The sequence below is a fragment of the Sphingomonas ginsenosidimutans genome (assembly GCF_002374835.1).
Classification (GTDB): Bacteria; Pseudomonadota; Alphaproteobacteria; order Sphingomonadales; family Sphingomonadaceae; genus Sphingomonas; species Sphingomonas ginsenosidimutans.
Genome location: NZ_NWVD01000001.1, coordinates 803301 through 824782, shown reverse-complemented (window position 1 = coordinate 824782; position 21482 = coordinate 803301). Strand labels below are relative to the sequence as shown.

Here is a 21482-nt window from a genome sequence, read left to right as displayed (position 1 = left end):
ATCCATGAAGATGGCCGCCGACGATTTCGGCGGCCATTTTTCTATTAGACTTTGGTCTGATTTTTCAGTGCATTAACCGGTTATTGCAAGGTCATGCCGGACAGTCGGCCCACGTCATTCAGGGGGGGACCATCTCTATGTCGGACCGTTCTTCGCAACTTGCGCAGAAGCTGGCCCATTTCGGCTTCACGGAGCGCCACTACCGGCTGTTCCCGACCATCAGCGCCGCGATCGAACGCTTCGGCCCGCAGGCGCTGCGTCGGCTGTACGACCATATCCGCGCCAATCCGGAAGCAGCCGCCTTCTTCGGCTCCAGCGCGGCGATGGACCATGCGCGCGACAAGCAGCAGGACCATTGGCGCAAGCTGTTCTCCGGCCGGCCGGACGATTCCTACGAAGCGCGCGCGATCCAGATCGGCAACGTCCACGCCCGCATCGGCCTGGCGCCCAGCTGGTACATCAGCAGCTATGCCCGCATCCTGTCCGACATCCTGCCCAAGATGCTGCGCTGGTCGCCGCTGCGCCCGCTGGCGCGCCGCAACGATGCCGCGACGCTGCTGGTGCGCACCGCGCTGCTCGACATGGAGATCGCGCTGTCCGCCTATTTCACCGCCGAGGAAGCCAAGCGGCGCGACGTCACCGACCGGCTGAGCCGCGCGCTGACCGCGCTGGCACGCGGCGACTTCAGCGCCCCGCTGGAGGAACTGCCCAGCGATTACGCCCGCATCGCCGCCGATTTCGAGGAAATGCGCCGCAACGTGTGCGCCACGCTGGCGCAGGTCACCGATGCGACCAACCGCATCACGGCATCGTCCAGCGAGATCAACCAGGCGTCGGGCGACCTGTCGCACCGTACCGAGCAACAGGCCGCGACGCTGGAGGAAACCGCCGCGGCGATGGAGCAGATCACCGTCACCGTCGGTGAAACCGCCACCTCCTCCGCGCGGGCGAACGGCGCGGTCGCGTCGATGCGCACCGACATCGACGCATCGGGTGCCCTGGTCGGCGAGGCGATCGACGCGATGCGCCGGATCGAAAGCTCGTCCGGCGAGATCAGCGAGATCATCGCGGTGATCGACGGGATCGCGTTCCAGACCAACCTGCTGGCGCTGAACGCGGGCGTCGAGGCGGCGCGCGCGGGCGATGCGGGCAAGGGCTTCGCGGTCGTCGCATCGGAAGTGCGCGCGCTGGCGCAGCGCTCGGCGGATGCGGCCAAGGACGTCAAGTCGCGCATCACCGCCAGTTCCGAACAGGTCGAGGAAGGCGTGCGCCTGGTCACCCGCACCGGCGAGGCGCTGGGCCAGATCGTCTCGCGGATCAGCGAGGTCAGCGCGCTGGTGTCCGGTATCGCCACCTCCGCCGATCAGCAGGCGACCAGCCTGCGGCAGGTGAACACCGCGGTCGCCGAGATGGACGGCGTGACGCAGCAGAACGCCGCGATGGTCGAGGAAGCAACCGCCGCCGCGCGCAGCCTGGCCGACGAGGCCGAGGATCTGGCGCGCCGGATCGCGATGTTCCGGCTGGACCGCACGTCGCAGGACGTCGCCGCGGCGGCGCCACGCGCCGTCGCCGCGGCCCCCGCGCCCAGGGCCGCCGCACCGGTGCAGCGCCAGCCGCAGCAGCGCCACGCGACGGTGGGTAACGCCGCGCTCAAGAACGACGACTGGTCATCGTTCTGATGATCGCGCGCACCACCGGACGACGTCAACTTAACGTCATCTTAGGGATGCGCGTTCATGATGAGGAACTGGACGGTCACACGATGGTGACCGGCGGTTTCGGGGGGGATCGCAGGCGCTGCGCGCATCGTTCTCCCACCCGATCGTCGGCCTCCACCGGATGCACCGCCCGCCTTTCGACCCTCGTGGCAGGATGACCATGACGCTCGCTCTCTCTTCCCGACTCGACACCGGCGCCGCCGGCCCGCTGCGGCAATCGCTGAAGAAGCTGGTCGAGGAGCGCGCGCCGCTCGCGATCGACGGCAGCGCCGTCGAGCAGATCGGCCAAGCCTGCCTGCAGGTGCTGTACGCCGCGCGCGCCACCGCCGCCGAACAGGGCCTGTCCTATCAGCTGGCCAACCCCAGCGAACCGCTGGTCGAGGCCGCGTCGCTCGCCGCGCTCGCCGTGTTCGACCCCGCCTGAACGAAGAAGGATCGCACCCATGGATCTCGACGCCATCCAGCAGATCTTCTTCCAGGAATGTGAGGAAGGCCTGGCGGGCATGGAAGGCAGCTTCGCCGCCATCCGCGCCGATCAATATGACGCCGAAACGATCAACGGCATCTTCCGTGCCGTCCATTCGATCAAGGGCGGTGCCGGCGCGTTCGGGCACGAACGGCTCCAGGCCTACACCCACCAGTATGAAACGCTGCTCGACCTGCTGCGCAGCAACGCGCTGACGCTGACGCCGGCGCTGGTCGACCTGATCGTCGCCGCGTTCGACATGCTGGCCGATCACGTCGCCGCCGCGCGCGACGGCGGCACCGCGCCGGACGATGCCGCGATGCTGGCGCGCCTGATCGCCGCCGCGAACGGCGATGCGGACGCCGCCGAACCCGCCGCGCCGGTCGCGGTGGTCGCCGATCCCGTCGCGGCCCCGGTCGAAGCGAGCGCCGGGATCGCCGACGATTTCGACGATCTGATGGCGATGCTGGACGACGTCGGCGGGCCCACGGGCGGCGGCGACGACAACGGCGATGAGGCCGCCGCGCCCGCCGCTGCGGAGTGGCGCGTCCATTTCCGGCCCAATCCCAACGCGTTCGACAATGGCGCCGAGCCGCTGCTCCTGGTGCGCGAACTGGTGCGCATGGGCGGCCGCGTAATCGCCTGCGACACCGGGACGCTGCCGTCGCTGACCGCGATGGACCCCGACTCCTCCTATCTCGCCTGGGAAGTGGCGATCCCGGCCAGCGTCGATGCCGAGGATATCAAGGCGGTCTTCGAATTCAGCGAGGGCGGCACCGTCACGATCAACACGGCCGAGGAGCCGGCGGTCGCCGCTGCGCCCGTCGCCGCCGACCCCGTGATCGAGGCCGCACCCGAACCCGTGGTGCCCGAGCCGGTTGCCGCGCCTGCACCTGCGCCGGCACCGGCGCCCGCGCCCGCGCCCGCCCCGGTCGCGGTGGCAGCGCCCAAGCCCGTCGCCGCCGCCCCTAAGCCGGCGCCCGCCCCTGCCCCGGCTCCCGCGGCCGCGGCGCCGGTGGTCGCGCAGACGATCCGCGTCGATCTCGACAAGCTGGACCGGCTGGTCAACCTGGTGGGCGAGCTGGTGATCACCCAGGCGATGCTGGCGCAGCGATTGTCGTGCAACGACATGGGCGGCGTGCCCGAACTGACCGACCTCGACCACCTGACGCGCGAGCTGCAGGAATCGACGATGGCGATCCGCGCGCAGCCGATGAAGACCGTGTTCAGCCGCGTCCCGCGCATCATCCGCGAGTTGGAAGGCGAAACCGGCAAGCGCGTGCGGCTGGAGATCGAGGGCGAGATGACCGAGGTCGACAAGACCGTGGTCGAACGCATCGGCGAGCCGCTGACCCATCTGATCCGCAACGCCGTCGACCACGGGCTGGAAACGACCGAAGAACGCGCCGCCGCGGGCAAGCCGTCCGAGGGCGTCGTGCGGCTGTCGGCCGCGCACCAGTCCGGCCGGATCGTCATCACCGTCGCCGACGACGGGCGCGGCATCGATCGCACCCGCGTGCGCGCCAAGGCGATCGAACGCGGCATCATCGCCCCCGACGCGGCGCTGAGCGACGAGGAGATCGACAACCTGATCTTCGCGCCCGGCTTCTCGACGGCGTCCACCGTCTCGAACATCTCCGGCCGCGGGGTGGGTATGGACGTGGTGCGCAAGAACGTCCAGGCACTGGGCGGGCGCATCGGCATCCATTCGAAGCTGGGCCAGGGCTCCAGCTTCTCGCTCAGCCTGCCGCTGACGCTGGCGGTGGTCGACGGAATGATCGTGACGGTTGGCGACCAGACCTATGTCATCCCGCTGAGCCACATCGTCGAAAGCCTGCGGCCCAGCGACCGCGCGGTGACGGCGATCGGCCCGGACGGCGCGGTGCTGGACGTGCGCGGATCGTATGTGCCGATCTACCCGGTCGGCGAGCAGCTGGGCATCAACCAGGGCGAGCGCGATCCGGGCAAGGCGGTGCTGATCGTCGTCGAGGGCGCACAGGGTCAGGCCGCGCTGCTGGTCGACACGATCCAGGACCAGCGCCAGGTCGTCGTCAAGAGCCTGGAGGCCAATTACCAGGCGATCGACGGGCTGGCCGGTGCCACCATCCTAGGTGACGGCCGCGTCGCGCTCATCATCGATGTCGATGCGCTGACGGCGCGCCGTGTCCGCGCGCCGCGCCCGGTCCTGGCGCACGCCGCGTGAACCGCGGCGCCACCCTTCCGGCGGCCCCGCCGCCACCAGTGCGCGAGTTCGGGTTCGAGCCGCAAGACCATCGCGCGATCGCGACCATGGTCTATGACGAGCTGGGCATCCTGCTGCCCGAAGGCAAGGCGCAGCTGGTGTACGGCCGGCTCGCCCCGCGGGTCCGCGCCTGCGGCCTCACCTCGGTCGGCGACTATGTTAAGCTGATCGAGCGGGACGAGGCCGAACGGGGCCGCGCGCTCGATTCGCTGACCACCAACCACACCAGCTTCTTCCGCGAGAACCACCATTTCGACGATTTCGTCGAACGGATGTGGCCCGGGCTGGTCGAGCGGGTGAACAACGGCGGCCGCGTGCGGCTGTGGTCGGCGGCCTGCTCCAGCGGGGAAGAGCCCTATACGTGGCTGATGGCAGCGCTGGGCACCGACAAGGCGGCGGCGCAGCGGCTGCTGAAGCGCGATTTCAAGCTGCTGGCGACCGACGTGTCGCCCAGCGTCCTCGAAACCGCGCGCGCCGGCCGCTATGCGGCGGCGACGCTGCGCACGGTGCCGTCGGCGCTGCGCTCCGCCTGGGTGCGCGGCACGGGCGATGCGCTGTCGGTCGATCCGCTGCTGACGGAGGCGATTTCGTTCCTGCCGCTCAACCTGCTCGGCGACTGGCCGATCAAGACGCGGTTCGACACGATCTTCTGCCGCAACGTCATGATCTATTTCGACGATCCGACCAAGGCGCGACTCCAGTCGCGGCTTGCGGACAAGCTGGAGGTCGGCGGGATGCTGTACATCGGCCATTCCGAACGCCTCGCTCCCGAGGTCGCCCGGCGCTTCGAATGCGTCGGCCGCACCGCTTACCTGAAAGTCTCCGCATGAGCGTTCGTGCCCTGGTCGTCGACGATTCCATCACCATGCAGGCGCTGATCTGCCGGACCCTGTCCGCCGATCCCGCGATTGAGGTGGTCGGCACCGCCGCCAGCGCCGACGAGGCGCGCGCCAAGATCAAGGAGCTGGACCCTGACGTCCTCACCCTCGATATCGAGATGCCGGGGCTGAGCGGGCTGGACTTCCTGGAGCGGCTAATGCGGCTGCGGCCGACCCCGGTCGTGATGCTCTCCACGCTGACGTCCGAGGGCGCGGAAGCGAGCATCGCCGCGCTGGAACTGGGCGCGTTCGACTGTTTCGACAAGCTGACGCTGCGCAACCAGGCCGATGCGATCCGCCTGCCCGGGCTGGTGCGCGCCGCATCCGCGACCAAGAACCGCATGGTCCGCCCGATGCCGATGGCCGCGCCGGCCAGCGCCCCGTCGGCACCGGCCGAGGCCGCCGAATATCGCCCGCGCGAGGGCGCGATGATCGCAGTCGGCGCATCGACCGGCGGGGTCGAGGCGCTGATCGAACTGCTGACCGGCTTTCCGGCCAATTGCCCGCCGACCGTGATCGTGCAGCACATGCCGCCCAGCTTCACCGCCAGTTTCGCCGCGCGACTCGACCGGCTGTGCCGGCCGTCGGTGGAGGAAGCGCGCGCGGGTGCGCCGCTGGTTCCGGGCAAGATCTATCTCGCGCCCGGCGGCGACAAGCATCTGGAGATCGCCGGAGGGCTGAAACGCCACTGCCGGCTGGTCCCCGGCCCACGGGTCAGCGGGCATCAGCCGTCGGTCGACCAGTTGTTCCACTCGGTGGCGCGAGTCGCCGGTGCGGATGCGGTCGGCGCGATCCTGACCGGGATGGGCGGCGACGGTGCCGAAGGGATGAAGGCGATGCGCGATCGCGGGTCGATCACCATCGGCCAGGACGAGGCGACCAGCGTCGTTTATGGCATGCCCGCCGTCGCGCACCGCATCGGCGCGGTGACACAGCAGCTGCCGCTGCGCCGGATCGCGGCGCGGCTGCTGCAGGAATGCCGCGCATGAACGCGCTGACCCGCCAGGACGGCCTGCGCCGCCTGACCGTGGCGCAGGGCGAAACCCGCGTCAGCCGCGATGCCGACGTGGTGCTCACCACCGTGCTGGGCAGCTGCGTCGCGGCCTGTTTCTACGATCCGGTCGCGAAGATCGGCGGCATCAACCACTATCTGCTGGCGGAGGGGCAGGCGACCGACGCCGCCTCGATGCAGCGATACGGCGTTTATGCGATGGAAGTGCTCATCAACGAAATGTTGTCGATGGGTGCGGTACGACACCGCATGAAGGCACGGATTTTCGGAGGTGCGACGATGCATCGCGGTTTCAAGGACATCGGCGGGGCGAACATTGCCTTCGCGCGCCGTTTCCTGGCGGACGAGCGGATCCCGCTGGTCGGCGAGGACGTCGGCGGGACCGGTGCGCGCCGCGTCGAATTTCGTGCCGCGCTGGGCCTGGCCCGGTGCCGCGTCGTCAACGACGCACCGCCGCCCGCCGTCATTCGTCCCGTGCCCGTCGCGCCGCCGCCGGCCGCGCTGGGCGACGTCGAGTTTTTCTGATGACCACCTCTCACCCTGCCAGGGAGCCGCATACCGTGACCAAGACGATCATGACCGTGGACGATTCGCCGAGCATGAGAATGCTGCTGCGCGCCGCGCTGACCGATCTGGGATACCATGTGATCGAGGCCGAGGACGGTGTCCACGCGCTCGAGACCCTGGCGGATTTCCAGCCGGGCGAAGAGCCGGACCTGCTCATCACCGACATCAACATGCCCCGCATGGACGGTTTCGGCCTGATCGAGCATCTGCGTGACGAAGGGAACCGCACGCTGCCGATCCTGGTCCTGACCACCGAAAGCTCGGACGAGAAGAAGCAGCGCGCGCGCCGTGCCGGCGCCACCGGCTGGATCGTCAAACCCTTCCACCCCGAAAAGCTTGCCGCCGCGATCCGGCGCGTGCTGCACTGAGGAACCGCACCATGACCGTGGAAACCAACACCGCCTCGCGCCAGCTCATCACCTTCCAGCTGGGCGACCAGTATCTGGGCGTGGACATCATGGCGATCCGCGAGATTCGCGCCTGGTCGCCGGCGACGCCGCTGCCCAACGTGCCCGAATATGTCCGCGGCGTCGTGAACCTGCGCGGCGTAGTGCTGCCGGTGCTGGACCTGCGCTATCGCCTGGGCTGGGGCATGACCGAGCCGAGCGCGCGCCACGTCATCATCGTGGTGCGGATCGGTGATCAGTTGCAGGGCGTCATCGTCGATGCGGTCAACGACATCGTATCGGTGTCGGCGGACGACATGCAGCCGCTGCCCGACATGGGCGACGCGGCGGCGGCGCAGTTCCTGGACGGGCTGGCGACGATCGACGAGCGGCTGATCCTGATCCTCGCGCTGGAGCGGCTGGTGGAGCGGGTGACGCTGGCGGATGCCGCCTGATCGTCGTACAAACTCCTTGTTATCAACAGTAACCGCGTAAATTCAGGAGCAGGTTGAGCCATGGCCGGAACTAGGGTGTTGGTCGTCGATGATTCGCTGACGATGCGCGCGCTCATCTCCGGCGCGCTGGAGCGGATCCCCGGGGTAGAGGTGGTCGGCATGGCGGACGGCGCCGCCGAAGCGCGGTCGCTGGTGGAATCGGCGCATCCCGACGTGATGACGCTGGACGTCGAGATGCCGGGCATGAGCGGCCTCGATTACCTGGCGGAGATCATGGAGACGAAGCCGATGCCCGTCATCATGTTCTCCACCCGGACGCAGGAGGGCGCGGCGGAATCGATCGAGGCGCTGCGGCTGGGCGCGCTGGATTGCTTCCCCAAGCCGCGCGTCGCCGCGCCAGCGGAATTGGACGCGATCATTGCCAAGCTCGCCAAGCGGCTGAAGGCCGCCAAGAAGGCCGACATGAAGCCGCCGAAGGCCGCCAAGCCGGCGGCGCGCATCGCGCCGATCGACTGGAACGGCCGCCTGCTGCTGGTCGGCGGCGATGCGTCGAGCACCAAGGGGCTGTTCGACCTGTTCGGCGCCTTCCCCGCCAATTGCCCGCCGACCGTGGTCGTCCAGCATCTGGGGCCGGGGCTGGTCGAGAGCATGGCCGAGAAGCTGGCCGAGCAGGTCGCGCCCAAGGTGGTGATCGCCGCGGAGGGCATGGCGCTGGAACAGGGCACGATCTACCTGGCGCCCGCCGCCGATGCGCATCTGGTGATCGACCAGTGGCCGTCGGGGTCGCTGCGGCTGCTGGCGCGCGATCCGGTGGCCGGGGAACGGCCGTCGATCTCGCTGCTGTTCGCCTCGGCCGCGAAGGCTGCCGCGACCAACGCGGTCGGCGTGCTGCTGCTGGATGCCAATGAAGACGGCGCCGGGGGACTGAAGGCGCTGTCGGCGGCGGGCGGCTATGCCTTCGCCCCGGCAGAGGGCGGCGGGTTCAACCTGACGCGCGGGCTGGTGTCGCAGCCGGTGGCCACCGACGCGCTGGCGGCCGGCGTCCTGAAGATGTGCAGCAAGTAACCGCCATGGGCAGCGCCTTTCACCCCAAGGACGCCGCGATGCCCCGCACGCTGGTCCAGGCGCTGGCGGAGGAACTGGTGCGCGCGTCGAACATCCTGGGCGACCTGGCCTATGACCTGGGCAGCGATGGCGACACGCTGCGCCGGCATATGGCCAGCCTCCAGGCGATCGATCATGTCACGCAGATGCAGCTGGCGATCGCCGACCTGCTGCGCGCGCCGGACGAGATCACCGCCAATGCGGGCCGCGTCACGCTGGAGGACATGGCGGTTCGGCTGCGCGGCGCGCTGGACGGCACCACGGGCGCGGACGCCGCCTGACGCGCGGTCAGACGCCGATCGGGATGATGCGGTCGCCCAGCCGCTCCGCCTCGGCGCGGTCGTGCGTGACCATCAGGATCGGCACCTCGCGCGCATCGCGCACGCGCTCGATCGCGCGCATCGCCTCTTCGCGCCGCGCGGGGTCGAGCGACGACAGCGGCTCGTCGAGCAGCAGGAACGCCGGTTCGCTGAGTAAGGCGCGACCGATCGCGACGCGCCGCGCCTCCCCGCCGGACAGTGAGCGCGGCCAGCGATCGAGCAGTGCGGCGATGTCCAGCACGCGCGCCACGGCGTCCAGCCGGCGATCGTCGCGGGCGCCGTACAACAGGTTGGCGCGCACGCGGCGGTGCGGGAACAGTCGCGCGTCCTGAAAGACATAGCCGACATTCCTGCGCTCCGGCGGCAGGTCTATGCCCGCGCCGGCATCGAACAGGGCTCGGCCGTCCACGCGGATATGACCGCGCGCCGGACGCAGCAGCCCGGCGATCATGTCCAGCAGGCTGGTCTTGCCCGCGCCCGACGCGCCGACCAGCACGGTCAGCCCGTCGCCGGCAACGAAGCGCGCGCCGACCTGCGCCGCGCCGCGCCATGCGGCGACGTCCACGTCAAAGGACACGCACGCCCTCCCCCGCGCGGCGCACCAGCAGTTCGGACACGATCAGCGCCGCCAGCGACAGCGCGACCGACACCGCCGCCAGCCGCCACACCTCGGCTTCGCCGCCCGGCCGCTGGAGCGCGGCATAGATGGCGAGCGGCAGCGTCTGCGTTTCGCCGGGGACGTTCGACACGAAGGTGATCGTCGCGCCGAACTCCCCGATCGAGCGCGCGAAGCCCAGCACCGCAGCCGCCGCGACGCCCGGCGCGGACAGCGGCAGCGTGATCGTGGCATAGGCGCGCCACCGCCCCGCCCCCAGCGTCCGCGCGGCCTGTTCCAGCCGGCGGTCGACCGCCTCGATCGACAGCCGCATCGCCCGCACCATCAGCGGAAAGGCCATCACCGCCGCCGCGATCGCCGCGCCGGTCCAGCGGAACAACACCGACACCCCCAGCCAGCGTTCCAGCACCGCGCCGACCGGGCCGGCGGGCGCGAAGGCGATCAGCAGCACCCAGCCGGTCACTACCGGCGGCACCACCAGCGGCAGATGGACCAGCCCGTCGAGCAGCACCTTGCCCGGAAAGCGCCAGCGCGCCAGGATCCAGGCGACGACGAAGGCAGGTGGCAGCGCCGCGAGCGTCGCGACGCCGCCGATCAACAGGGTCAGCCGGACGATGCCCGCCAGTTCGACGCTCAAGGACGGACGAACCCGCGCTGCGTCAGGATCGCCTGCCCGCCGCGCGACAGCAGGAAGCGGCGGAAGCCCTCCGCCTCGCGCTCCGCCTCGCCGCCGGTCAGCCGCGCGACCGGATAGACGATCGGTGCGTGGCTGCGTGCCGGGAACACGCCCGCGATCCGCACCCCGCGCGCCGCCAGCGCATCGGTGGCATAGACGATGCCATAGGGGGCCGCGCCGCGCTCCACCAGCGCCAGCGCGGCGCGGACGTTTTCCGCGCGCACCACGCGCGGCGCCACCGCATCCCACGCGCCCAACCGGCGCAGCGCCGCCTCGCCATATTTGCCCGCCGGCACCGCGGCGGGATCAGCCATCGCCAGCGGTCCCGCCGCCAGCACCTTCGCCAGCGCCGCGCCGCGCGTCGCCACTACCGATCGACCGCTGGCGGGGCCGACCACCACCAGCCGGTTGCGCACCAGCGTCGCGCGCGTGCCCGGCACGATCAGCCCGGCCTTCGCCACCGCATCCATCCAGTCGGTGTCGGCCGAGACGAACAGGTCGGCGCGCCCGCCCGCGGTGATCTGCCGCGCCAGCGCGGAGGACGCCGCGAACGACAGCACCGGGCGCGGATGCCCGCGCGCCGCCCAGGCCGCGGCGGCATCGGTCAGCGCCTCCTGCATGCTCGCCGCCGCCAGCACCAGCGGCGCGCGCGACTGCGCGGTGGCCGGGACGGCGAAAAGTGCCAGCAGGGCGAACAGCAGGACGATCAGGCGACGCATCGCGTCACCATCGCACCGTATCCGGTCGGATACAACCAACGGAAGGGATCAGTTCTCGTCGCCCATCCGCAGCGCCGCGATAAAGGCTTCCTGCGGGATCTGCACGGAGCCGTATTCGCGCATCTTCAGTTTGCCCTTCTTCTGCTTTTCCAGAAGCTTGCGCTTGCGGGTGATGTCGCCGCCATAGCATTTGGCGGTAACGTCCTTGCGCATCGCGCTGATCGTCTCGCGCGCGATCACCTTGCCGCCGATCGCCGCCTGGATCGGGATCTTGAACAGATGCCGCGGGATCAGTTCCTTGAGCCGCTCGCACATGCCGCGCCCGCGCGTTTCGGCGGTGCCGCGGTGGACGATCATCGACAGCGCGTCGACCGGCTCCTCGTTGACGAGGATGCTCATCTTGACCAGGTCGCCCTCACGGTGCCCGATCTGGTGATAGTCGAAGCTGGCATAGCCCTTCGACAGCGATTTCAGCCGGTCGTAGAAGTCGAACACCACTTCGTTGAGCGGCAGTTCGTAGGTCGCCTGCGCGCGCCCACCGACATAGGTCAGGTTCTTCTGGATGCCGCGGCGGTCCTGGCACAGCTTCAGGATCGAGCCGAGATACTCGTCGGGGACGTAGATGACCGCCTCGATCCACGGCTCCGCGATCGACGCGATCTTGTTCGGATCGGGCATGTCGGCGGGGTTGTGCAGATCGATGTGCCCGCCGTTGTGGGTCAGTTCGATCTGATACACCACGCTCGGCGCGGTGGTGATGAGGTCGAGGTCGTATTCGCGCGTCAGCCGTTCCTGGATGATCTCCAGGTGCAGCAGCCCCAGGAACCCGCAGCGGAAGCCGAAGCCGAGCGCCGCCGACGTCTCCATCTCGAAACTGAACGAGGCATCGTTCAGGCGCAGCTTCGATATGCTCTCACGCAGCTTCTCGAAGTCGTTGGCATCGACGGGGAACAGCCCGCAGAACACCACCGGCTGCACTTCCTTGAACCCCGGCAGCGCCTGCGCCGCGGGCTTCTTGGCATCGGTCAGCGTGTCCCCGACGCGCGCCTGCGCCACGTCCTTGATCTGCGCGGTGATGAAGCCGATCTCGCCCGGCCCCAGTTCGGCGAGCTGCTCGATCTTCGGCCGGAAACAGCCGACGCGGTCGATCAGATGCTGCGTGCCGGCCTGCATGAAGGTGACCTGCTGGCCCTTCTTCAGCGTGCCGTCGATCACGCGCACCAGGATCATGACGCCCAGATACGGGTCGTACCAGCTGTCGACCAGCATCGCCTTGAGCGGCGCGGCCGGATCGCCCTTGGGCGGCGGGATCCGCTCGACCACCGCGTCCAGGATCTCCTCGATCCCGATGCCCGACTTGGCGCTGGCCAGCACGGCATGGCTGGCGTCGAGGCCGATGACGTCCTCGATCTCCTGCCGCACCTTCTCCGGCTCGGCGGCGGGCAGGTCGATCTTGTTGATGACAGGCACGATTTCATGGTCGTGCTCGATCGACTGATAGACGTTGGCCAACGTCTGCGCCTCGACGCCCTGCGCGGCATCGACCACCAGCAACGCGCCCTCGCACGCCGCCAGGCTGCGCGATACCTCATAGGCGAAGTCGACGTGACCCGGCGTGTCCATCAGGTTCAGGACATGGCCCTTCCATTCCAGGCGCACGGTCTGCGCCTTGATGGTGATGCCGCGCTCCTTCTCGATCTCCATGTTGTCGAGCACCTGCGCGCTCATCTCGCGCTCCGACAGGCCACCGGTGCGCTGGATCAGCCGGTCGGCGAGCGTCGACTTGCCATGGTCGATATGGGCGATGATCGAGAAATTGCGGATCTTGTCGAGCGGTGTGGCCATGATCCTCGCGCGCCTAGCGCAGCAACGGGCGCGGTGCTAGGGGCAGGCGCGTCATTGGGTGGCCGCTCGCCTTCCCGGACGGATCGTGCGGTGCAGGGGAGCGGCATGATGCAAAGGGGTAATGCGATGAGGAACCGTTCGTTCGCCACCATGCTGACGGGGGCGGCAATGTGCGCCGTCCTGGCGACCGCCGCACCGGCATCTGCGCAGCGGCTGGCGGGGCCATCGTCCGGCCAGAAGCTTCAGGAAAAGACCGCGGCGGACGTACCCCATTGCACCCGCAAACTGGGCACGCTGTCGATCGTCGACGGCGACAATACGTCCTACTGGACCGCCTGGTCGCTGGCCCCGCCGTCGAAGCTGCTGAAGGTTCTGGTCGCACGCTCGGGCTGCTTCAACCTGGTCGACCGCGGCAGCGGCCTGAACGCCGCGGAGCGTGAACGCGCGATCGGCGGCAACTTGGGCCTCCAGCGCGGCTCGAATGTCGGGCAGGGCCAGGTGAAGGCCGCCGACTACGTGCTGGTCGCCGAAGTGCAGGGCGCCAACAGCGACACCAGCGGCAGCGGCGTCGCCGGCGGGATCGGCGGCCTGCTGGGCGGGCGCGTCGGCGGCCTGCTGGGCGGCATCAAGAGCAAGAAGATGGAGGCGAACACCGTCCTGTCGCTCACCAACGTGCGCACGACCGAGACGATCGCCACCGAGGAAGGCTATGCCGCGAAGAACAACCTGTCGATCGGCGGCGGCGGCTTCTACGCGATCGGCGGCGCGGTCGGCGGCGGATACGACAATACCGACATCGGCCGGATCGTGACGCTGTCGTTCATCCAGGCCTATTCGAAGATGGTCGGTTCACTGGGCCTCATCACCCCCGGCGCGGCGGGCACGGCGCAGGCCGCCCCGGCCAAGACCTTCACCGCGCAGGCGCCGGTCGCGCTGCGCGCCTCCGCGGTCGCATCGGCCAAGGTGATCCGCACCATCCCGGCGGGCAGCATCGTCTATCCCACCGGCAACAAGAACGGCCTGTGGTGGGAAGTCGCCGACGAGAACGACAATGTCGGCTGGGTGCTGAACACCAAGCTGGCGCCGACGCAGCAGGCCGCGAACGCGCCCGACATCCACTGATCCGGGTCGGCGGCCGCGCGCGCGGGCGCGGTCGCCGCTCAGCTGGCGGCGCGGATCGCGTCCAGCGCGTTGAGGTAGCGCCGGCTCCCCTCCCCCGTGACCAGCGCCCAGCGCACGCCGCGCCGCTCCAGCTCGCGGCGCGACAGGTCCATGAAGCGCGCGCGCTCGGCGGTGCCGCCGTAGATGCGCACGCTGTCCGCCTGCCACGGCAGATCGATGTCGAACAGCAGATACAGGTCGGCCGGGCTATTCCATGCCGCGAGCCACGGATCGCGGCGGCCGAACATCATGTCGGCCCACACCGCGGTCATCAGCGGATCGGTATCGAGGATGACGGGCGTCGCGCCCGATGCAACCGCGGCGCGCGCCTTCGCATCCTGCGTCCGCGCGATCGTCACCAGATCGGCCATCGTCAGGTCGGTGCCATATTGCTCGCAATAGGTTCGGCCGAATTCGGGGACGAACGCCGAATCGAAATGCGCCGCCAGCCGCGGCGCCATCGACGACTTGCCGGTGCTTTCCGGCCCGTGCAGGCAGATCGAGCGCAGCCGTGTCATGCCGCCACCACCCCCGCGCCGCGATCGGCGCCCTGCCCCGCCGCCGCCGCGGCATTGCGCCACCACGCCACCAGCCCGATCACCGCGAGCAGCAGATAGACGAGGTACAGCGCCGCGAACAGGAACAGCCCCTTGGCCAGATACAGCGGCACCGACGCGACATCGACCGCGATCCATAGCGCCCAGTTCTCCAGCTTGCGGCGCGCCATCAGCAGCTGCGCCGCGACGCTCGCGGCGGCGATCCCGGCATCCCACCACGGATAGGACGCGTCGGTCCAGCGGTGCATCGACATGCCCCACACCAGCGCCGCCACGACGATGCCCCCGCCCCACGCCAGCCGCGCGCGCGCATCGAGCCGCTCGACCGCCACCGTCCCCGTCGCGGCGGAGGAACGCGACCAGTGGCGCCAGCCATAGAGGTTCGCCGCCACGAAGAAGACCTGCAGCAGCGCGTCGGAATACAGCCGCTCGCGAAAGACGACGATGCCCAGCAGCACCACCGAGGCGATCCCGGTCGGGAACGTCCACACACTGCGCCGCCCCGCCAGCGCGACACAGGCAATGCCCAGCAGCGTCGCGGTCCATTCCATCCCGGTCATGACGCCTCCCTAACCATGGCCGCGCGAATCCGCCAAGAGGGGGGCACTCAGCGCGACGGGGGCGGTGCGATCGATCCGCGGGGCACGAAGGTGGACGGGATCACCAGCGGTTCGCCGTCCACCGGGCGCCCCATCGTCCGGTCGATGATGAGCTGCGCCGCGCGCGCCGACACGTCGGCGATCGGCTGCGACACCGCCGCCAGCGGGGGATGGGTATAGCGAACGATCGGCGTATCGTCGAAACTGACCAGCGACAGCGCATCGGGCACCGCCAGCCCGCGTTCGCGCGTGACATCCAGCGTCGCCAGCGCCATCTGATCGTTGCTGGCGATGATCGCGGTCGGCGGCGACGGCAGGTCGAGCAGCGCCTGTGCCGCGCGCGTGCCGGACGCGAAGCTGAAGTCGCCCGGCGCCAGCAGACCGGCGGTGTCCAGCCCGGCGGCGGCCATCGCATCGCGCCAGCCCGCAACGCGCCACGCGCTCTGTTCGTATTCGTCCGACCCGGCGATCAGGCCGATGCGGCGATGCCCCAGGTCGATCAGGTGGCGGGTCACGTCGCGCGCCGCGCCTTCGTCATCGGTGCTGAGCGCGAAGCCCGGACCGGGCGCGGACGAACCGATCCGCGCGAACACGATCTGCCGCTTTTCCAGGAAATCGAGGATCAGCGGATTGGCCGAATGCGGCGGGGTCAGGATCACGCCGTCGGGTTGCAGCGCCGCGATCGCGCCTGACAGCTCGCGCTCGATATGCGCGCTGTGCGTATCGACCAGTTCCACGATCATGCGATAGCCGTGCGCCGCGCACGTCAGCATCCCGCCCAGCAGCATCTGGTTGACCCAGTCGCTGCCCTGCCGGCTGCGCCAGTCGGCCAGCGTGCGTTCGCGGTCGTTGAGCGCGACGATCAGATAGGATCGCGACCCGCTCATCCGTTGCGCCGCGATCGACGGGACATAGCCCAGCCGCGCGATCGACGCCTGCACCCGCTCGGCCATCTCGGGGCGAACATTGGGTTCGTTGTTGATGACGCGGCTGACGGTCTGGAGCGAGACGCCCGCGTCGGCCGCGACATGGCGGATCGTGACGGCCTGTCGCCGGCGGGCCATAAGATTACTCCGTCGCGGCCAAGCGGTGCCGACCCGCTCGGCACCTGTCGGCATGATGCGCCGATTGTTGCCCGCACCCGCGGCTGTCAAGCGTCGGCCACCCCATCGTCACCGCCCGCGCGTTTCGTCCAGGAACGCCGCGACCCATATCAGCGCGGCGTTCCAGTTGATCGCGACCTCGTTCTGCGAATAGGCGCGCGCATCGTCGCGCCAGCAGGTCTGCGGGCGGCATTTGCCCACCATCGTTCTCGCGACCGGATCGGTCATCGCCGAACTGTTCGGCCCGCCCGACAGCGCGCCCGGCGGCGGCGCGGGAAAGCGCGCGTCGATGCCGGCGCCCCAGAAACGGTGATGCGGAAAGCGCATCGGGCGCGCGCCGATGCCGGAGACATAGGACCGGTCGAGCGGGTTGCGCCCGAGCACGTAATCCAGCGCATCGCGCGCCGCCCCGCGATAGGCCGCGCGGTGCGTCAGATCCCAGGCGGTGCCCAGCACCACGGCGCGCGACAACAGGTCGCCGTTCGATCCCCATTGCGTCGCGCCGGGCGCGGCCGGGTAGCGATAGGGCTGCCGCGCGTCGTCGGACAGGTAGGCATCGGCGCTCGCCAGCAGCGCGCGTCGCTGCGCCGTGACCAGCGCGGGCGGAAAGGCGGCGGGGTGGCGCAGGATCGCGATCGTCCCCGCCGCGCCGGTCGTCGCCCAACCGGGCGTCGCGACCGACGAGACACGCGCGAAAGGCGATCGTTCGACCATGCGCAGCGCATCGGGATCGCCGGTCGTCGCGGCGATTTCCGCAGCGGCCCAGAAGAATTCGTCGTCCAGCGCCGCATCCTCATAGGCACCGCTGCCGGTGAAGCGCGGCTCCGCGAACACCGCCGGTTCGCGCCGCGCCGCCGCGAAGGCGCTGAGCGCCGCCGCGCGACATCGCGCCGCGAACGCCGGGTCGATATCGCGCCACAGCCGCGCGGCCTGCGCCGCGACTGCCGCCAGGTTCAGCGTCGCGGCGGTCGACGGCGGATAGAGCGCGCGCGTGCCGTGATCGTCCTCGACGCGGATCGGAACCGGCGCCCAGACGGTGTCGCCCAGCTTGTGCCACGCCATGCCGCCCGCCGCGATGGTGCGCGCCGCGCGCCCGTCCGGCGTGGCGACGATCGCCCGCGCGCCATCGGGCAGCTGCATCCGCAGCATCCATTCGATTTCGTAGCGCGCCTCGTCCAGCACATCCGGCACGCCGTTTCTCGCCTCCGGCAGCGCCAGCGCGCCGTCGCGCAGCAGGTCGAACGCGGGTGCGCGTTCCCAGGCGTCGAGCATCATCCACACCGATATGCCGGCGTTGACGACATATTTCCCGCGGTCGCCGGCATCGTACCAGCCGCCCACCACGTCGTACCGCGCCGCGCAGCCCGGCCAGCGCAGCCCGCGTTCGTCCACGCCGGCAAAACAGCGCGCCGTTTCCCCGAGATGCCCCGCCGGCCGCGCCAGATCGGGGCGCTGGACGTAGCGCGCCAGGATCGGCACGCCGGCGCGCTGCTGATAGAAGAACGACATCGCATCGCGCAGCAACGGCGCGAAGGGACGCGCGGCGACCGTGACAGGACGGCTGACCGCGCCGCCCGCCTCGACCCGATAGCGTCCGGGCGCCAGCGCGCGCGGCAGTTCGATCGCGGTCACCGCCTCGTCCGCATCGACGGCGTAGCGCGCGGCGGGCGCGACGCCGCGCTGGACGACGCGCCCGGCATCATCGCGCACCCGCCATGCCACCGGCCCGGCGGCGCGCGTGACCACCACGATCCGCTGCCCGGCGGCCGGCTCTAGCCCCAGCTGGCTGACCCGCACCGCCGACACCGGCGGCTCGGCGACGGCAACCGGCGCCGACAGCGCCGCCACCGCCGCGAGCAGGTGTCGCATCCTCAGAACTGGATGCGCGTGGTCAGCGCGAAGCGCCGGTCGTTCTTGAAATAGCTGCGCGGTGCCAGCTGTCCTTCGGCGTTGATGACCGAATAGGTCTTCGTCACGCTGTCCAGCAGGTTGACCGCCTGCACGCCGATCTTGAACTGCTTGGTGACCGTGTACAGGATCGTCCCGTCCAGCTGGCCGAAGCTGCCCGAATAGATCGGCAGGAACGGCGCGATCTCGTCACGCACCGTCAGCACGTACTTTGACCGCCAGTTATACGCCGCGCGCAGCGACAACGGCCCCTTTTCATAGAAGACGGTGGCGTTGACCGTATGCTTCGACAAACCTTCCAGCGGCAGCCGCGACACGTCGATCGTGGTGGTCGGCGACGTCGCCTGCGCCGCGCGGCCCTGCGGGATGTTCGACGGATCGACATAGGTGTAGTTGGCCTGCACCCCCAGCCCCGACAGGAAACCGGGCAGGAAATCGTAGGTCTGCTGGTACGAGACCTCGAACCCCTTCACATTGCTGTGGCCTTCGGCGTTCTGCGGGCCGACGAACAGCACGTCCTGCGTCACGCCATTGTTGGTATAGGACCGCGTCTGCGCGACGTTCGAGACGATGACGTTGCTCAGATCCTTGTAGAACAGCGCCGCGGTCAGCGTGCCGACGCGCGCGAAATACCATTCGGCGGTCAGGTCGAACTGGTTCGCCTCCACCGGGCGCAGCAGCGCGTTCGAGTTGCGCGTCGTCCCGTCCAGCCGGAAGACCGAGATGCCGGTCGCCGGCGCGATCTGGATCGTGCTCTGCAACTGGTCGAAGCCGGGCCGCGAGATCGCCTTGGAATAGGCGAAGCGCGTGATGAGGTTCGGCGTCAGCCCCACCTTCAGGTTGAAGCTGGGCAGCCAGTGGTCGAAGCGGTTGCGCGTCACCTGGTTGACCGCCGCGCCGTTTGAGAAGGCGAGGATCGACTGCTGCTGCGTCGGGGTCAGCTGACAGAAGGGGCTGGTCTGCGCCGGCTGCGAGCAGAAAGCGCCAACGCTGCCGCCGCTGCCGATGATCTGCGCCTGCGTCGGGAAGGTGAAGAAGCCGTCCGCATCGTCGGTCGTCTGGACGTAGCGCAGGCCGATATTGCCCGACAGCTTCACCCCGCCGAGCAGGTCGGTGCCCTGCGTCCCGAAGTCGAGCCGGGCATAGGCCGCCTTGGTCTCTTCCGAATTGGTATAGACCTCGTTCGGCAGGAACGGCGTTCCCGGCAGCACGCCCGCGCGCTGGCCGGTCGGGGTCCAGCCACCGGCGTTGGCGCCCTTCTGCGTCTGCCAGATGGCGTTGATCGCCTGCGCCTGCGCCGCGGTCTGCGCATAGTTCGCGGCCGGATTGCCGTTGATGTAGAAGGAACCCAGCCCCGCCGGGCCGTTGCCGCGATACTGGTTGTCGAAGCTGTCGAAGCCATAGGTGCCCGGCTGCGTGTCGGCGAAGGTCACGGGACCGCTGCCCGACCACGTCTCGCTCAGCACGCCCCAGTTGTAGAGCGTGTAGCGCACCGTCTGGTCGCGGTCGGCATAGCGCGCGCCGACCTTCGCCCGCTTCAGGAAACCGGCATCGTCGAAATCATAGGTCGCATCGCCGCGGAAGGCCCATTCGTGGCCCTTGTTGTCCTCGAAATGGTCCATCGCCGCGCGATAGTAGCTGTTGCGCGGATCGGCGAAATACGCGCCACTGTCCTGGCCGTTGGGCGCCAGGAAGCGGATGTCCGGCGTGTCGCCGGTGACGTCCAGCGCCACATCCGCGAACGTGCCGCCATAGACCGAGAAGTCAGTCTGCTTCGTGGTCGATTCGACATACTGGCCGTCGAAGTTGAACGACAGCCGGTCGGTCGCCTGCCACTTCACGTTACCGCCGAAGTCGTTGGTGATCGCGCGCGCCTGCACCCCGCGGTTCGACAGCTGGGTGATCATGCCGCGCTGCTGCCCGCCCGCCGGGGTGTAGCCGCGGTCGATCGAGATCACGCCGGTGCGGAACAGCCCGTCGTCGCCATAGGTGTAGCTGGTGCCCGCCGCCGGGAAAGTCAGCCGGTCGATCGCATCGGGCGCGGTTTCCACCGTATGTTCGCCCCACGTCTGCTTGGCGTCGCTGCGCACGAACTGCAGCGTCGCCAGCAGCGACTTGTCGTTCGATTCGAACTGCAGCGCCGCGGCCGCGCCGAACCGCTCGCGGTTGAACTGCTGCGTGCGGGCGCCGGCACCCACCGGGGCATAGACCAGCTGCCCGGCGGCGAGGCCCGGCATCGTGTCCGTCTCGTTCACGCCATCGCCATTGATGTCGCGCGATCCGTTGAAGCGCGCCTGGTAATTGGTGACCTGAAGCCCGTCGGCGCGGCTGAACAGCTGCGAATAGGACGCGCCCGCCATCACGCCGAACCGGCCGATCGCAGTATCGAAATTGTGCGTGATGAGCCCCGACACCGCCGGCCCGCCCCTCTCCGCGAAATCGCCGTAGTTCATGTCGGCGGACAGATAGGCGACCGAGTCGCGGCTATCGAACGGCTTGCGGGTGTTGAGGTTGACCGAGCCGGCGATGCCGCCCTCGATCTGGTCGGCGGTCATGTTCTTGTAGACCTCGACCGAGCCGAGCAGCTCGGGTGACACATCCTGGAAATTCAGCGCCCGGCCGCCGTTGGCGGAGAAGGTGTCGCGGCCGTTGAATTCCGAGCGGACGTAGTTGAGGCCGCGGATGACGACGCCCGATCCCTCGACCGAGAAATGGTCCGGGTCGCTGCCCGCGGCAAAGCGGGTGATCGACACGCCCGGCACGCGCTGCAACGCCTCGGTCACCGAACGGTCGGGCAGCGCGCCGATGTCCTGCGCGGTGATCGCGTCGACGACGGTATCTGCGTTGCGCTTCAGGTCCTGCGCATTGGCCAGGCTGGCGCGAATGCCGGTGATGACGATCTCATTGCCTGCCTCTGCGGCGTCGGTCGTTGCGGCGTCCGGCGCGGGCGTGGCGGCGTCACCCTGCGGCGGCGTGGCGGGCGCGACCTGCGCGATGGCCGGCGCAGCGATCGCCAGCGCCCAGACGGATGCGCCGGTGCCCAGCAATTGCGTGATGCCGCGACGCGCGACGCGCGAATCGATCCGATGGCTCATTCGATATCCCCCCCCGAAGCGGTACGTTTTTCGTCGGCCGATTCCGGCCGCTCCC

At 69.4% G+C, this 21482-nt stretch carries 20 protein-coding genes; 11 read left to right on the top strand and 9 right to left on the bottom strand.

Going from position 1 to position 21482, the window contains the following annotated elements; translation table 11 throughout:
* The first annotated feature begins 137 nt into the window (after positions 1-137).
* The 10 genes from COA17_RS03810 (at position 138) to COA17_RS03765 (ending at position 9109) form a co-directional block, all read left to right on the top strand.
* Positions 138-1679, top strand: coding sequence for a methyl-accepting chemotaxis protein (locus COA17_RS03810; protein ID WP_070321453.1), 1542 nt, complete (start codon positions 138-140; stop codon positions 1677-1679).
* Between the two features lie 193 nt (positions 1680-1872).
* Complete coding sequence (locus COA17_RS03805; RefSeq protein WP_070321454.1) at positions 1873-2142, top strand: STAS domain-containing protein; 270 nt, start codon at positions 1873-1875, stop codon at positions 2140-2142.
* A 19-nt stretch (positions 2143-2161) separates the two neighbouring features.
* A complete protein-coding gene (locus COA17_RS03800) occupies positions 2162-4387 on the top strand; it encodes a chemotaxis protein CheA (protein WP_096610225.1) in 2226 nt (741 codons plus the stop codon).
* On the top strand, positions 4384-5256 hold the full coding sequence (locus COA17_RS03795; RefSeq protein WP_245857397.1) for a CheR family methyltransferase: 873 nt from the start codon (positions 4384-4386) through the stop codon (positions 5254-5256). Before COA17_RS03800 ends, COA17_RS03795 begins: the two co-directional genes overlap by 4 nt.
* Entirely contained in the window at positions 5253-6293 is a 1041-nt protein-coding gene (locus COA17_RS03790; protein WP_066489545.1) for a protein-glutamate methylesterase/protein-glutamine glutaminase, read from the top strand. Before COA17_RS03795 ends, COA17_RS03790 begins: the two co-directional genes overlap by 4 nt.
* Entirely contained in the window at positions 6290-6841 is a 552-nt protein-coding gene (locus tag COA17_RS03785; RefSeq protein WP_066489592.1) for a chemotaxis protein CheD, read from the top strand. The genes COA17_RS03790 and COA17_RS03785 overlap by 4 nt, the downstream gene beginning before the upstream one ends.
* Before the next feature lie 35 nt (positions 6842-6876).
* Positions 6877-7251 (top strand): response regulator, encoded by a 375-nt coding sequence (locus tag COA17_RS03780; RefSeq protein WP_066489543.1) that lies wholly within the window; start codon positions 6877-6879, stop codon positions 7249-7251.
* 11 nt (positions 7252-7262) lie between these two features.
* Positions 7263-7724: a chemotaxis protein CheW gene (locus COA17_RS03775; RefSeq protein WP_066489537.1), complete on the top strand. Its 462-nt coding sequence runs from the start codon at positions 7263-7265 to the stop codon at positions 7722-7724.
* Between the two features lie 75 nt (positions 7725-7799).
* Positions 7800-8789: a chemotaxis protein CheB gene (locus tag COA17_RS03770; RefSeq protein WP_245857395.1), complete on the top strand. Its 990-nt coding sequence runs from the start codon at positions 7800-7802 to the stop codon at positions 8787-8789.
* A gap of 5 nt (positions 8790-8794) precedes the next feature.
* Positions 8795-9109, top strand: coding sequence for a hypothetical protein (locus COA17_RS03765; protein WP_096610221.1), 315 nt, complete (start codon positions 8795-8797; stop codon positions 9107-9109).
* 7 nt (positions 9110-9116) lie between these two features.
* Here the strand turns inward: COA17_RS03765 and COA17_RS03760 are convergent, their stop codons facing one another.
* Genes COA17_RS03760 through lepA form a run of 4 tightly spaced genes read right to left on the bottom strand, consistent with a single transcriptional unit; the run spans position 9117 to position 13004 of the window.
* The gene (locus tag COA17_RS03760) at positions 9117-9725 is read right to left on the bottom strand and encodes an ATP-binding cassette domain-containing protein (protein WP_070321515.1); all 609 of its coding nucleotides are present in this window, start codon (positions 9723-9725) and stop codon (positions 9117-9119) included.
* Positions 9715-10401, bottom strand: a complete 687-nt coding sequence (gene modB, locus COA17_RS03755) for a molybdate ABC transporter permease subunit (RefSeq protein ID WP_070321516.1) — start codon at positions 10399-10401, stop codon at positions 9715-9717. Before modB ends, COA17_RS03760 begins: the two co-directional genes overlap by 11 nt.
* A complete protein-coding gene (gene modA / locus COA17_RS03750; protein ID WP_096610219.1) occupies positions 10398-11159 on the bottom strand; it encodes a molybdate ABC transporter substrate-binding protein in 762 nt (253 codons plus the stop codon). Before modA ends, modB begins: the two co-directional genes overlap by 4 nt.
* A 48-nt stretch (positions 11160-11207) precedes the next feature.
* Positions 11208-13004, bottom strand: a complete 1797-nt coding sequence (gene lepA, locus COA17_RS03745) for a translation elongation factor 4 (protein WP_070321518.1) — start codon at positions 13002-13004, stop codon at positions 11208-11210.
* A 126-nt stretch (positions 13005-13130) separates the two neighbouring features.
* Here lepA and COA17_RS03740 point away from each other — a divergent pair, with 126 nt between their 5' ends.
* On the top strand, positions 13131-14126 hold the full coding sequence (locus tag COA17_RS03740) for an SH3 domain-containing protein (protein WP_231792300.1): 996 nt from the start codon (positions 13131-13133) through the stop codon (positions 14124-14126).
* 38 nt (positions 14127-14164) lie between these two features.
* Here the strand turns inward: COA17_RS03740 and COA17_RS03735 are convergent, their stop codons facing one another.
* From COA17_RS03735 to COA17_RS03715, 5 genes are all read right to left on the bottom strand, one after another.
* Positions 14165-14683 carry an AAA family ATPase gene (locus COA17_RS03735; RefSeq protein WP_066491450.1) on the bottom strand — a complete coding sequence of 173 codons (519 nt, stop codon included), beginning with the start codon at positions 14681-14683 and terminating at the stop codon, positions 14165-14167.
* Positions 14680-15282 (bottom strand): nicotinamide riboside transporter PnuC, encoded by a 603-nt coding sequence (gene pnuC, locus COA17_RS03730; protein ID WP_066491457.1) that lies wholly within the window; start codon positions 15280-15282, stop codon positions 14680-14682. The genes COA17_RS03735 and pnuC overlap by 4 nt, the downstream gene beginning before the upstream one ends.
* A 47-nt stretch (positions 15283-15329) precedes the next feature.
* Positions 15330-16385 carry a LacI family DNA-binding transcriptional regulator gene (locus tag COA17_RS03725; RefSeq protein WP_096610217.1) on the bottom strand — a complete coding sequence of 352 codons (1056 nt, stop codon included), beginning with the start codon at positions 16383-16385 and terminating at the stop codon, positions 15330-15332.
* Positions 16386-16493: 108 nt separating this feature from the next.
* A complete protein-coding gene (locus COA17_RS03720; RefSeq protein ID WP_096610215.1) occupies positions 16494-18293 on the bottom strand; it encodes a glycoside hydrolase family 9 protein in 1800 nt (599 codons plus the stop codon).
* Between the two features lie 2 nt (positions 18294-18295).
* The gene (locus COA17_RS03715; RefSeq protein ID WP_096610213.1) at positions 18296-21427 is read right to left on the bottom strand and encodes a TonB-dependent receptor; all 3132 of its coding nucleotides are present in this window, start codon (positions 21425-21427) and stop codon (positions 18296-18298) included.
* Between the last annotated feature and the right edge of the window lie 55 nt (positions 21428-21482).

Bases quoted from the DNA above. Each gene is read 5' to 3' on its own strand.
- COA17_RS03810 (WP_070321453.1), top strand. From the start codon at position 138: ATGTCGGACCGTTCTTCGCAACTTGCGCAGAAGCTGGCCCATTTCGGC.
- COA17_RS03805 (WP_070321454.1), top strand. From the start codon at position 1,873: ATGACCATGACGCTCGCTCTCTCTTCCCGACTCGACACCGGCGCCGCC.
- COA17_RS03800 (WP_096610225.1), top strand. From the start codon at position 2,162: ATGGATCTCGACGCCATCCAGCAGATCTTCTTCCAGGAATGTGAGGAA.
- COA17_RS03790 (WP_066489545.1), top strand. From the start codon at position 5,253: ATGAGCGTTCGTGCCCTGGTCGTCGACGATTCCATCACCATGCAGGCG.
- COA17_RS03785 (WP_066489592.1), top strand. From the start codon at position 6,290: ATGAACGCGCTGACCCGCCAGGACGGCCTGCGCCGCCTGACCGTGGCG.
- COA17_RS03775 (WP_066489537.1), top strand. From the start codon at position 7,263: ATGACCGTGGAAACCAACACCGCCTCGCGCCAGCTCATCACCTTCCAG.
- COA17_RS03765 (WP_096610221.1), top strand. From the start codon at position 8,795: ATGGGCAGCGCCTTTCACCCCAAGGACGCCGCGATGCCCCGCACGCTG.
- modA (WP_096610219.1), bottom strand. From the start codon at position 11,159: ATGCGTCGCCTGATCGTCCTGCTGTTCGCCCTGCTGGCACTTTTCGCC.
- lepA (WP_070321518.1), bottom strand. From the start codon at position 13,004: ATGGCCACACCGCTCGACAAGATCCGCAATTTCTCGATCATCGCCCAT.
- COA17_RS03740 (WP_231792300.1), top strand. From the start codon at position 13,131: ATGAGGAACCGTTCGTTCGCCACCATGCTGACGGGGGCGGCAATGTGC.
- COA17_RS03735 (WP_066491450.1), bottom strand. From the start codon at position 14,683: ATGACACGGCTGCGCTCGATCTGCCTGCACGGGCCGGAAAGCACCGGC.
- pnuC (WP_066491457.1), bottom strand. From the start codon at position 15,282: ATGACCGGGATGGAATGGACCGCGACGCTGCTGGGCATTGCCTGTGTC.
- COA17_RS03725 (WP_096610217.1), bottom strand. From the start codon at position 16,385: ATGGCCCGCCGGCGACAGGCCGTCACGATCCGCCATGTCGCGGCCGAC.
- COA17_RS03720 (WP_096610215.1), bottom strand. From the start codon at position 18,293: ATGCGACACCTGCTCGCGGCGGTGGCGGCGCTGTCGGCGCCGGTTGCC.
- COA17_RS03715 (WP_096610213.1), bottom strand. From the start codon at position 21,427: ATGAGCCATCGGATCGATTCGCGCGTCGCGCGTCGCGGCATCACGCAA.